The following is a 12,463-nucleotide window of genomic DNA, read 5'->3' on the forward strand; positions in this document are numbered from 1 at the left end:
TAACGATCATGACGGGCGCTAGCCCGCCGGCTGACTGTGCGGAAATAACAAGTCCACAAACCGCTCAGCCGTCGGCTGCGGTTCATGGTTGGCCAGCCCGGCGCGTTCATTGGCCTCGATAAACACATACTCAGGCTGGTCGGCGGACAGCACCATCAGGTCGAGCCCGACCATCGGGATATCCAGCGCCCGTGCCGCCCGCACCGCGGCGTCCGCCAGGGTCGGGTGCAGGATCGCCGTGACGTCCTCCAGAATCCCGCCTGTATGAAGATTCGCTGTCTTGCGTACGAACAGCTGCTCGCCCGCTGGCAGGACGCTGTTGTAGTCGTAACCCGCCGCATGCAACGTGCGCTGGGTTTCATGATCCAGCGGGATTTTGCTTTCACCACGGGTGGCGGCCTGCCGACGCCGGCTCTGGGCTTCGATCAATGCGCCGATGGCATGCTGACCATCGCCGATCACTTGCGCCGGGCGCCGAATCGCCGCCGCCACCACCTCAAACCCGATCACCACAATCCGCAGGTCCAGCCCTTCGTGGAAGCTTTCCAGCAGCACGCGACTGTCGAATTGGCGGGCGGCTTCGATGGCGTGCTGCACCTCTTCAATCGTGCGCAAATCCACGGCAACGCCCTGGCCTTGTTCGCCATCCAGTGGTTTGACCACCACGCGCTCGTGCTCATCGAGAAACGCCAGATTGTCATCGGCGTTACCGGCCAATTGTTGCGCAGGCAGGTTCAGCCCTGCGGCCTTGAGCACTTTGTGCGTCAGGCTTTTGTCCTGACACAAGCTCATGCTGATGGCGCTGGTCAGGTCGCTCAACGATTCGCGACAACGCACCCGGCGTCCGCCATGGCTGAGGGTGAACAGGCCCGCATCGGCATCATCCACCTGTACGTCAATGCCGCGCCGATGGGCTTCTTCGACGATGATTCGCGCATATGGATTGAAATTGGCCTGCGGCCCCGGTCCGAGAAACAGCGGCTGATTGATGCCGTTCTTGCGCTTGATGGCGAAGGTCGAGAGGTTGCGAAACCCGAGTTTGGCGTAGAGGCTTTTCGCCTGTCGGTTGTCGTGCAAAACGGACAAGTCCAGGCAACTGAGCCCACGGCTCATGAAGTGCTCGATCAAGTGACGCACCAACACTTCGCCCACACCCGGTCGTGAACACTGCGGGTCGACCGCCAGGCACCACAGGCTGCTGCCGTTTTCCGGGTCGTTGAACGCCTTGTGGTGGTTGAGGCCCATGACACTGCCAATGATTGCGCCGCTGTCTTCGTCTTCGGCCAGCCAATACACCGGGCCGCCCAGATGCCGTGGGGTCAACAGACTTGCATCGATCGGTAACATGCCGCGCGCCTGATACAGCTGGTTGATGGCCTGCCAGTCCGCCTCGCTTTGTGCCCGACGAATGCGGAAACCACGAAACACGCGAGTGGCCTGACGGTAATCGCTGAACCACAAGCGCAAGGTGTCCGAGGGGTCGAGAAATAGCTGAGCCGGCTCCAGCCCCAGGATTTGCTGGGGCGCGGCGACGTACAGGGCAATGTCGCGCTCGCCCGGCTGCTCGTTGAGCAACGCTTGGGCGAGGCTGGCCGGATCGGGGAAGGTGTGCCCGATCAGCAACCGGCCCCAGCCGCAATGCACGGCAATCGGCGCGGCGCTCAAGGCGCTGCCATCTTCGGCCAGACGCGCCTGCAAGCGTTCATAAGAAGGTGGCTGGCCGCGCAGCAAGCGTTGGCTATAAGCCGTGGCGTGGGGTTTCATCGATCAGATTCCTTGCTCACTGAGCCACAGGTTCAGGGCCGCCAGTTGCCACAGCTTTGAGCCGCGTAACGGAGTCAATTGACCCTGCGGATCCGTCAGCAACCGGTCGAGCATGGCCGGGTTGAACAGGCCGCGATCCTGACTGGGGTCGAGCAACAGGTCGCGTACCCAGTTCAGCGTGTCACCTTGCAAATGCTTGAGGCCTGGCACTGGGAAGTAACCTTTCTTGCGGTCGATGACTTCGCTCGGAATCACCGATCTCGCGGCTTCTTTCAAGACGTGTTTGCCACCGCCCGGCAGTTTGAATTTGCCCGGCACGCGGGCCGACAATTCCACCAGGCGATAGTCAAGAAACGGCGTGCGTGCCTCCAGCCCCCAGGCCATGGTCATGTTGTCGACGCGTTTGACCGGGTCGTCCACCAGCATCACCGTGCTGTCCAGACGCAAGGCCTTGTCCACTGCCGCCTCGGCACCGGGCTGTGCGAAATGTTCCTTCACGAAGTCACCGGCGGCGTCATTCGCCGTCAGCCATTTCGGCTGCACAGTGGCCGCGTACTCCTCATGGCTGCGGTCGAAGAACGCCTCGCGATAAGCCGTGTACGGATCGCTTGCGCCATCGACCTGCGGATACCAGTGATAACCGGCGAACAACTCGTCCGCACCTTGGCCGCTTTGCACCACTTTGCAATGCTTGGCCACTTCGCGTGACAGCAGATAGAAGGCGATGCAGTCATGACTGACCATCGGCTCGCTCATGGCGCAGAACGCCGCCGGCAGTTGCTCGATGATCTCTTTTTCATCAATGCGTAATTGATGATGCCGGGTGCCGTAGTGGGTGGCGATGAGGTCCGAATACTGGAACTCGTCGCCGCGTTCGCCGCCGGCATCCTCAAAGCCAATGGAGAAGGTCGACAGGTTTTCCACGCCGACTTCACGCAACAGCCCGACCAACAGGCTTGAATCCACGCCGCCCGAGAGCAGAACGCCAACGTCGACCGCCGCCCGTTGGCGGATCGCCACGGCGTCGCGCGTGCTATCGAGGACACGGTCACGCCAGTCTTCGAGGGTCAGGTCGATCTCGTCGGCGCGTGGACCATAGGGCAGCGTCCACCAGGTTTTCTGTTCGCTGCTGCCGTCCGCTTCGATGCGCATCCAGGTCGCCGGTGGCAGTTTTTCAATGCCGGCCAGCAGGGTGCGCGGCGCCGGGACCACGGCGTGGAAGTTCAGGTAATGATTGAGCGCCACCGGGTCGAGAATCGGGTTGATGTCGCCACCCTTGAGCAACGCCGGCAACGCTGAGGCAAAGCGCAGGCGCTGACCGGTGCGCGACAGGTACAGCGGCTTCACACCGAGTCGGTCGCGGGCGATGAACAATCGTTGGGCGTCGCGCTCCCAAATGGCGAACGCAAACATGCCGTTTAGCTTGGGCAGCAAGGCTTCACCCCAGGCGTGATAGCCCTTGAGAAGCACTTCGGTGTCCCCGCCGGAGTAGAACGTATAACCGAGGTTTTCGAGCTCGGTGCGCAACTCGGGGAAGTTATAGATCGCGCCGTTGAAGGCCAGGGACAGGCCCAGTTGATTGTCGATCATCGGCTGCGCCGAGCCGTCCGACAGGTCCATGATTTTCAAGCGCCGATGGCCCAGGGCAATCGGTCCTTGAGCATGAAAACCCCAGGCGTCAGGGCCACGAGGGGCTAAGTGATGGGTGATTCGTTCAACGGCCGCGAGGTCCGCAGGTTGATGATCGAAGCGTAACTCGCCAGCTAATCCGCACATAAAGTCCTTACCGGTTTTTCCGTTGGGGAGGGTCAATCGATACCCGGCCAAATCGGCGAGTACTCAGAAACTGACCCAGTGGGACTGTGGGAGTTTTAGATCGATAAGTAATAAGCCCGTGTGGTGGACGGGGCGGTCTTACCCGAAAAAAGGTGGGGACGTGCGGTACATATTGCTGCCAAGCATTGAAAATCCTGCTGTATCAACCACTGAACAGACCAGATTTTCGTGTTGTTCATCGGTCGTTGAGCGAGTTGCTTCGGGGTCATTGACCCCGAATCAAACGCCGCAGCGCAAAACGGTTTGGATGACAGGCTTCGGCCACGGCCCTGGGCAGTGGCAGGGGTTCGTCATCGAGCCAGGCGGCAAGCAATTCGCCTGCTAACGGCGCGGTGATCAATCCCCGTGAACCATGGCCGCTGTTGACGTACAAGCCGTCCAGCCATGGGCAAGGGATGTCCGGCGTTTGCCGGGCATCCTTGCTCAGGGCGATGTAAGCGTCGGCGAAAGCCTGGTGATCGGCCAAGGGGCCGACAATCGGCAAGTAGTCCGGGCTGGTGCAGCGAAACGCCGCGCGACCTTCAAGTGCTTCAGGTTGCAGGGTGTGCGCGCCGAGCCGTGTGACCAGATCCGCGGAAATCTCTTCGAGCATGTTCAGGTTGCCGGCATGCTCGGCCGCCGTGGGTGTCAGGTCATCGCTGTTGAAATCGAAACTGGCGCCCAGTGTGTGTTCACCCATCCGGGCCGGCGCGACATACCCTTCGGCGCAGACCACAGTACTCAGGCTTTGGCTGCCAGGTGTCTGATGCAGACGAGTGATTTGTCCGCGAATGCGTTTGAGCGGCAGTTCGCTGCTGTAGGGGAAGCGCTTGATCTCGGCGGCGCCGGCCAGCACCACGACCGGTGCGCTCGCCAGCAAGGTCTCGCCGTCCCAGGCTTGCCACTGATTATCCTGGCGACGCAGTTCCAGGACCTCGTGGTGCATCAGGAGCTTGATATTCGGTTGCCCGGCTTGCCATTGGCACAAGGCGGGCGGGTGCACCCAACCGCCTTCGGGATAAAACAGGCCGCCCGATTGCAGGCCGATGCCGGCACGGCTCTGGGCCTGCTCTCGATCCAGTGTGTGCAATAAATCCTCGGGGAACGCCGCCGCCAGTTGCGCCTGACGCTGCGCCTCCTTGGCATTGAAGGCCAGTTGCAGGACGCCGCAATCGTCCCAGTCGAGGCCCCGCTGCAAATGTTCAAGCAGGCGTCGGGTGTAGCCAAAACCACTGACAATCAATTGCGACAGCGCCGTGCCATGGGCCGAAAGCTTGAGGTACAGCACGCCCTGTGGATTGCCCGAGGCTTCCTGCGCCAGCGCGTCGTGGCGCTCCAGCAGGCTCACCTGCCAACCCCGCGCCGCCAGGCTGGCAGCGCTTGCACAACCGGCCAGGCCGGCACCGATGACCAAGGCATGACGCTCGCCCGTCAACGGCGCCGGACGCGCAAACCAGGGTTTTACGGCAATGGGCGCAACGGCGTCCTCGGGCCATCCGAGGAACACGCCCCGCAGGATTTCCCACTTGTGGCCGATGCCCGGCGTGCGTTTCATCTTGAACCCTGCGCCATTGAGCAAGCGTCGCACCCAACCGGTACTGGTGAACGTGCTGATGGTCGAGCCGGGCGCTGCCAGCCGTGCCAGTTCGGCAAACAGTTCGGCGGTCCACATGTCGGGGTTTTTTGCCGGGGCGAAACCGTCGAGAAACCACGCGTCAACCTGTGCGTCCAGTTGCGGTAATTGTTCCAGTGCATCGCCAATCAACAGGGTCAGCGTCACGCGGCCGTTGTCCAGAATCAGACGCTGGAAGCCGTGGTGAATTGCCACGTATTGGGCGAGCAATTGATCGGCGAACGGTTTGAGTTCTGGCCACAACGCCAGGGCTCGCTGCAGGTCGGGCGAGCTCAGAGGGTACTTTTCGACGCTGACGAAGTGCAGCCGTGCACCCGCCACAGCGTGCTGTTCGAACAATTGCCAGGCACACAGAAAATTCAACCCGGTGCCGAAGCCCGTCTCGCCAATCACCAGTCGGCCGCCGTCCGCCAACGCGCTGAAACGCTCACGCAGAGCGTTTTGCTCAAGGAACACGTAACGGGTTTCTTCGAGGCCCGACTTGTCAGAAAAATAGACATCGTCGAACACTCGCGAGTACGGACGACCCTGGTCATCCCAGTCGAGTTGGGCGTGAGGCAATACAGGTTTCATGGCAGGCTCGGCAACGGCAAGGCCGCCATTCTAGCCGATCGCCGGGACGCTGCCTGATCCATGGCAAGGTCCATGGCGGTCCCGACAGTGAAAATCGGATTTCTCCCCCGCTGGAGGAATCAATCCGCTAGTCTTGCTCACATCTGGAAGGGAGCCGCCCATGTTTGAGTCTGCTGAAATCGACCACGCCATTGACAAAGAAACCTATGACGCCGAAGTGCCGGCACTGCGCGAAGCCTTGCTCGAAGCTCAGTTTGAGCTAGGCCAGCAGAGCCGGTTTCCGGTGATCATTCTGATCAACGGCATCGAAGGTGCCGGCAAGGGCGAGACGGTCAAGTTGCTCAACGAATGGATGGACCCGCGCCTGATCGAGGTCCGCACGTTCGACCAGCAAACCGACGAAGAGCTGTCACGGCCACCGGCCTGGCGCTATTGGCGGATGCTTCCCGCCAAGGGACGCATGGGGATTTTCTTCGGAAACTGGTACAGCCAGATGCTACAAGGCCGGGTCCATGGCGAGTTCAAGGACCCTCGGCTCGACCAGGCCATCAACGCGGCCGAGCGTCTGGAGAAAATGCTGTGCGATGAAGGCGCGTTGATCGTCAAGTTCTGGTTCCACCTCTCCAAGAAACAAATGAAGGCCCGCCTTAAAGCGTTGGCCGACGACCCGTTACACAGCTGGCGCATCAGCCCGCTGGATTGGCAGCAATCGCAAACGTATGACCGGTTCGTGAAGTTCGGCGAGCGGGTATTGCGTCGCACCAGTCGTGACTACGCGCCGTGGCATGTAATCGCCGGAATGGACGCACGCTATCGCAGCCTGGTGGTGGGCAAGATTCTGCTCGATAGCCTGCACGGCGCGTTGAAGCGGCCGAAGATACACCCGGAAAAAGTCAGTGCCGCGCCCGTATTCCCCAGCGTCGATCAAGTGAACCTGCTCGACAGCCTCGACCTGACCCAGCAACTGGACAAAGACGACTACGAAGAGCAGTTGGTAACTGAACAGGCGCGGTTTTCCGGGTTGATGCGTGACAAGCGCATGCGCCGACATGCGCTGGTGGCGGTGTTCGAAGGCAACGATGCGGCGGGCAAGGGCGGGGCGATTCGCCGGGTGGCGGCGGCGCTTGATCCGCGTCAGTACAGCATCGTGCCGATTGCCGCGCCCACCGAAGAAGAGCGGGCGCAGCCCTATTTGTGGCGTTTCTGGAGACACCTTCCGGCGCGGGGCAAGTTCACCGTGTTCGATCGTTCCTGGTACGGACGGGTGCTGGTAGAGCGCATCGAAGGATTCTGCAGCCCGGCGGACTGGCTGCGCGCCTACAGCGAAATCAACGATTTCGAAGAGCAGATCGCTGATGCCGGGGTGATCGTGGTCAAGTTCTGGCTGGCCATCGACAAACAGACGCAGCTGGAACGCTTCCAGGAGCGCGAACAGATCCCCTTCAAGCGGTTCAAGATTACGGAGGATGACTGGCGCAATCGCGACAAATGGGACGCGTACCGCGCCGCGGTCGGCGACATGGTTGACCGTACCAGCACGGAAATCTCTCCGTGGACCCTGGTGGAAGCCAATGACAAGCGCTGGGCGCGGGTCAAGGTGTTGCGCACCATAAATCTGGCGCTGGAAGAGGCGTTCGAAAAGTCCGACAAGAAGGCGAAGAAACACAAGGACTGAGTCGATGGTTGCGCATACGCGGGATGAATGATTGTCGCGGTCGGTTATGAGGTGGACATATGCTCGGTCCACTCTCAACCGATAACAACAATGAGGTATGCCATGCGTGAAGTGGTGATCGTCGACAGCGTGCGGACCGGCCTGGCCAAGTCCTTTCGCGGCAAGTTCAACCAGACCCGTCCGGACGACATGGCGGCGCATTGTGTCGACTCGTTGCTAGCGCGCAACGGCATCGACCCGGCCAGCGTCGAGGATTGCATCGTCGGTGCGGGCTCCAACGAAGGCGCGCAGGGCTACAACATCGGGCGCAATGTCGCCGTGCTCTCGCGCTTGGGCATTGGTACCGCCGGCATGACCCTCAACCGCTTTTGCTCCTCGGGCTTGCAGGCGATTGCCATTGCCGCCAACCAGATTGCTTCGGGGTGCAGCGACATCATCGTGGCCGGTGGCGTCGAATCCATCAGCCTGACCATGAAAAGCGTCAACACCGATAACCTGATCAACCCGCTGCTCAAGGAGCAGGTGCCGGGCATTTACTTCCCGATGGGGCAGACCGCCGAAATCGTCGCCCGTCGTTACAACGTCAGCCGCCAGGAGCAAGACCTGTACGCCTTGCAAAGCCAGCAGCGCACCGCCCAGGCGCAGGCCGCCGGTCTGTTCGATGATGAAATCGTGCCGATGGCGGTGAAGTACCGCGTGGAAGACAAGGCCACCGGTGCGATTCAAATCCTCGATGGCATCGTTGATCGCGATGACTGCAATCGGGCGGACACCACGCTGGAAAGCCTGGCGGGACTGAAGCCGGTGTTTGCTGAAGACGGCTCGGTGACGGCGGGCAACTCCTCGCAGCTGTCCGACGGTGCCTCGATGACGCTGGTGATGAGCCTGGAGAAAGCCCTGGAACTGGGGCTCAAGCCGAAAGCGTTTTTCCGTGGTTTCACGGTCGCCGGGTGCGAGCCGGATGAAATGGGCATCGGCCCGGTGTTCTCGGTGCCGAAGTTGCTCAAGGCCAAGGGCTTGCAGGTTGCCGACATTGATCTGTGGGAGCTCAACGAAGCGTTTGCCTCGCAGTGCCTGTACAGCCGAAATCGGCTGGAGATCAATAACGAGAAGTACAACGTCAATGGCGGTTCGATTTCCATCGGGCACCCGTTCGGCATGACCGGCTCGCGTCAGGTCGGGCATCTGGTGCGTGAGTTGCAGCGCCGCAATTTGCGCTACGGCATCGTTACCATGTGCGTGGGCGGCGGGATGGGCGCGACGGGGTTGTTTGAGGCGGTGCGTTAAATTCGCAAAGCTGTGTCGCCTGATCAACCGCTATCGCGGGCAAGCCCGCTCCCACATTGGAATGCGATCAACTGTGGGAGCGAGCCTGCTCGCGAAGGTAGCGCCTCGGTCTAAAGCTGGGCACTCGATGCCTGCATCCGCTCGATGTACGCCTGAATCTCGCGCTGCGCCGCCTCTGCATTATTAAACGGCCCCTCCAGCGTGTTTTCACGGGTGCTGAAAAACAACTCCCCATTCACGCGACACAACCGGTCACTGCGAAAGTGTGTCGCGGGGGCTTTGTCCTGGGCGCGCATGCCGTACATGGCGATTCTCCTGAAAGTGATCCGATGAGCTTATGCACGAACCCCTTGGCACGCCTGAGCAACTGATCGACGGCCGATCGTCAATTAGTTGCTGCGACCTGCACAGTTTCATTTGCGCCTGCTCGCCAACTGTCCCTGTGTGCCAGGCCTCTCTGCGCCTAGAATGACGATTCTCGCCATCTGGCTGTTGGGGTTCGCATGCACATTTCATCCGGTCGCTGGGTTTACGGTCTGTTTCTGGCCCTGCTGACTGCGCTGCTGTGGGGAATCCTGCCGATCAAACTCAAGCAAGTGCTGCTGGTGATGGACCCGGTGACCGTCACCTGGTTTCGCTTGATCGTATCCGGCGGGTGCCTGTTCGTTTATCTGGCGGCGACCAAGCGCTTGCCGAGCCGTAAAGCCCTCGGTCCACGCGGTGGCTGGCTGGTGCTGATGGCGGTGCTCGGTCTGGTCGGTAACTACGTGTTGTACTTGATGGGTTTGAACTTGCTCAGCGCCGGCACCGCGCAATTGGTGGTGCAGATGGGCCCGATCATGTTGCTGATCGCCAGTCTGTTTGTGTTCAAGGAACGTTTCAGCGTGGGGCAGGGAGTTGGGCTGCTGGTGCTGCTGGTCGGTTTCGCCCTGTTTTTCAATCAGCGCCTGGCCGAGTTACTCACTTCGTTGACCGAATACACCACCGGCGTGCTGCTGGTGTTGCTGGCGTCCACGGTCTGGACCTTCTACGCCTTGGGGCAGAAGCAACTGCTGACCGTGTGGAATTCGTTGCAGGTGATGATGGTGATCTACCTGTTCTGTGCGCTGTTGCTGACGCCGTGGGTGCACCCACTGGAAGCGCTGCAACTGAGCCCGCTGCAAGGCTGGCTGCTGCTGGCGTGCTGCATGAATACGCTGATTGCCTATGGCGCGTTTGCCGAAGCGTTGGCCCATTGGGAAGCTTCGCGGGTGAGTGCGACGCTGGCGATCACGCCGTTGGTGACGTTTGCCGCGGTGGCCGTGGCGGCATGGTTGTGGCCTGATTTTGTGCATGCCGAGACGATCAACGGTCTGGGCTATGGCGGCGCCGTGCTGGTGGTGCTGGGGTCGGCGCTGGTGGCGTTGGGGCCTTCGTTGATTGCCGGGCTCAAGGCCCGGAAGGTGCGGATGGCGGCCGGTTAAACCGCGTCATCGTTCATCGCGGGCAAGCCATGCGCCTACGGGTTTTGTGTCGATACCGGACATTTTGATCGACGCAAAACCCGTAGGCGCATGGCTTGCCCGCGATGGCTGACTGTCAGGCGCTACACATCTCAGCCCTTGGCCCCGGCCTCCAGCATGTTTTCCGGCCGCACCCACGCATCAAACTGTTCATCGGTCAGATAACCCAACTGCAACGCCGCCTCCCGCAACGTCAGCCCCTGCGCATACGCCTTCTTGGCAATCTCTGCCGATTTGTCATAGCCGATGTGCGGGTTCAACGCGGTCACCAGCATCAAGCCCCGCTCCAGATGTTCAGCCATTTTCTCTGCGTCCGGCTCAAGTCCGGCAATGCAGTGCTGCTGGAAGTTGCTGCAGCCATCGCCCAGCAGGCGGATAGATTGCAGCAGGTTGTGGATGATCACCGGTTTGAACACATTCAATTGCAGATGGCCCTGGCTCGCCGCAAACCCGATGGCGACGTCGTTGCCCAGGACCTGGCAAGCCAGCATCGATAGCGCTTCGCACTGCGTCGGATTGACCTTGCCCGGCATGATCGAGCTGCCCGGTTCGTTGGCCGGCAATTTCACTTCAGCAAAACCGGCTCGTGGCCCGGAGCCCAGCAGGCGCAAGTCGTTGGCGATTTTCATCAGGGTCACCGCCAGGGTTTTCAGTGCACCCGACAGGGTCGTCAGCGGCTCATGACCGGCCAGTGCGGCGAATTTGTTCGGCGCCGTGATGAAAGGCAGGCCGGAGAGGGCGGCCAGTTCGGCGGCAATCGCTTCGCCAAAACCGTGAGGCGAATTCAGCCCCGTGCCGACCGCGGTACCGCCCTGGGCCAGCTCACACACGGCTGGCAACGCGCTGCGGATCGCCCGTTCGGCGTAATCCAGTTGCGCAATAAACGCCGAAACTTCCTGGCCGAACGTGATCGGCGTGGCGTCCATCATGTGCGTTCGGCCGGTCTTGACCAGTTTCATGTGGCGCGCTGCCAGCTCGGCCAGGCCTCCCGACAATTCACTGATCGCCGGTAACAACTGCTGCTGAACGGCCTGCGCCGCGGCGATGTGCATGGCGGTGGGGAAACAGTCATTGGAGCTCTGGGAGCGATTGACGTGATCGTTGGGGTGCACCGGCGACTTGCCGCCGCGCGGGTTGCCGGCCAGTTCGTTGGCGCGGCCAGCGATCACTTCATTGACGTTCATATTGCTTTGGGTGCCGCTGCCGGTCTGCCAGACCACCAGCGGGAACTGGTCGTCATGGTTGCCATCGAGCACTTCGTCCGCCGCCTGTTCGATCAGCCGGGCGATGTCGGCGGGCACGTCGCCGTTACGGTCGTTGACTCGCGCCGCGGCTTTTTTGATCAGTGCCAGGGCATGCAGCACCGCCAGCGGCATTTTTTCGTTGCCGATGGCGAAGTTAATCAGCGAGCGTTGCGTCTGAGCGCCCCAGTAAGCTTCATCGGGGACTTCCACCTGGCCAAGGCTGTCGGTTTCGATACGGCTCATCATGCACACTCCTGTAGGTCTGATAGCGCAGTTTAGGCCGTGATCGTCGGCAGTGGTTCCATCTGACAGGTTTTTGAGCCTTCAACCCCTCTAATTCAGGCCCGACAAGGCTTGGGGTTGAGCGACACACTTTTTTAGGCGCAGAATGGACGCCCTTGGGGTTTTACCTCGCCTGCTAGAAAAGGAAACTCGATGACTCGTCTTCGTGCCATCTGTACCGCGGTTGCACTGGTTTGCGCCAGCGGCCCTGTTTTTGCCGATACCGCCAGCCATAACGCCAGTGCCGAAGCTTTCCTGACCCTGGCGCACGCTGACAAATTGGGCACTCCGGTGTACATGCAAGTGCAGCAAATGTTCGCTCAGCGCTTTGAACAGACCAAAGCCCCTGAATCGAAAAAAGCGTTGCTGGAAACGTATCAGGCCAAAGCCAACGCTGCGCTGGACCAAGCCATTGGCTGGAACAAGCTGAAACCGGAAATGGTCAAGCTCTACACCGCCAACTTCAGCGAGTCCGAGCTCAAAGACCTGGTTGCGTTCTACCAGTCGCCACTGGGCAAGAAAGTCCTGGAAAAAATGCCACAGCTGACTCAGCAATCGGCCCAGATGACTCAAGCCAAGCTGGAAAGCGCAGTGCCTGTAGTCAACAAGCTGCTGGCTGACATGACGGCCGAGCTGGAGCCGAAAGGCGCCGCCGCTCCAGCCAAGAAAAAGCCTTAAGCGGAGTTCG

General features: G+C 60.8%; 9 protein-coding genes. 4 read left to right on the forward strand and 5 right to left on the reverse strand.

What is annotated here, in order from left to right; translation table 11 throughout:
• Positions 1–18: 18 nt before the first annotated feature.
• From ngg to mnmC, 3 genes are all read right to left on the reverse strand, one after another.
• Positions 19–1,764, reverse strand: coding sequence for an N-acetylglutaminylglutamine synthetase (ngg, locus tag C7534_RS05765; protein WP_109785231.1), 1,746 nt, complete (start codon positions 1,762–1,764; stop codon positions 19–21).
• A 3-nt stretch (positions 1,765–1,767) separates the two neighbouring features.
• Entirely contained in the window at positions 1,768–3,540 is a 1,773-nt protein-coding gene (locus tag C7534_RS05770; protein ID WP_109785232.1) for an N-acetylglutaminylglutamine amidotransferase, read from the reverse strand.
• Between the two features lie 265 nt (positions 3,541–3,805).
• Complete coding sequence (gene mnmC, locus C7534_RS05775; protein ID WP_109785233.1) at positions 3,806–5,785, reverse strand: bifunctional tRNA (5-methylaminomethyl-2-thiouridine)(34)-methyltransferase MnmD/FAD-dependent 5-carboxymethylaminomethyl-2-thiouridine(34) oxidoreductase MnmC; 1,980 nt, start codon at positions 5,783–5,785, stop codon at positions 3,806–3,808.
• Between the two features lie 160 nt (positions 5,786–5,945).
• On the opposite strand from mnmC, the gene pap reads away from it, so the two are divergent.
• Together pap and C7534_RS05785 are read left to right on the forward strand one after the other, a co-directional pair.
• Complete coding sequence (pap, locus tag C7534_RS05780) at positions 5,946–7,460, forward strand: polyphosphate:AMP phosphotransferase (RefSeq protein WP_046031732.1); 1,515 nt, start codon at positions 5,946–5,948, stop codon at positions 7,458–7,460.
• 102 nt (positions 7,461–7,562) lie between these two features.
• On the forward strand, positions 7,563–8,747 hold the full coding sequence (locus tag C7534_RS05785; protein ID WP_109785234.1) for a thiolase family protein: 1,185 nt from the start codon (positions 7,563–7,565) through the stop codon (positions 8,745–8,747).
• Positions 8,748–8,857: 110 nt separating this feature from the next.
• On the opposite strand, the gene C7534_RS05790 is transcribed toward C7534_RS05785, so the two are convergent.
• Positions 8,858–9,052 carry a DUF6316 family protein gene (locus C7534_RS05790; RefSeq protein WP_046031734.1) on the reverse strand — a complete coding sequence of 65 codons (195 nt, stop codon included), beginning with the start codon at positions 9,050–9,052 and terminating at the stop codon, positions 8,858–8,860.
• Positions 9,053–9,250: 198 nt separating this feature from the next.
• Here C7534_RS05790 and C7534_RS05795 point away from each other — a divergent pair, with 198 nt between their 5' ends.
• Positions 9,251–10,210, forward strand: coding sequence for a DMT family transporter (locus tag C7534_RS05795; RefSeq protein WP_109785235.1), 960 nt, complete (start codon positions 9,251–9,253; stop codon positions 10,208–10,210).
• 131 nt (positions 10,211–10,341) lie between these two features.
• On the opposite strand, the gene C7534_RS05800 is transcribed toward C7534_RS05795, so the two are convergent.
• A complete protein-coding gene (locus C7534_RS05800; protein ID WP_109785236.1) occupies positions 10,342–11,736 on the reverse strand; it encodes a class II fumarate hydratase in 1,395 nt (464 codons plus the stop codon).
• A gap of 192 nt (positions 11,737–11,928) precedes the next feature.
• On the opposite strand from C7534_RS05800, the gene C7534_RS05805 reads away from it, so the two are divergent.
• Positions 11,929–12,453 carry a DUF2059 domain-containing protein gene (locus C7534_RS05805; RefSeq protein ID WP_046031737.1) on the forward strand — a complete coding sequence of 175 codons (525 nt, stop codon included), beginning with the start codon at positions 11,929–11,931 and terminating at the stop codon, positions 12,451–12,453.
• Positions 12,454–12,463 lie beyond the last annotated feature (10 nt).

The sequence above is a fragment of the Pseudomonas sp. OV226 genome, assembly GCF_003148705.1.
Lineage (GTDB): Bacteria > Pseudomonadota > Gammaproteobacteria > Pseudomonadales > Pseudomonadaceae > Aquipseudomonas.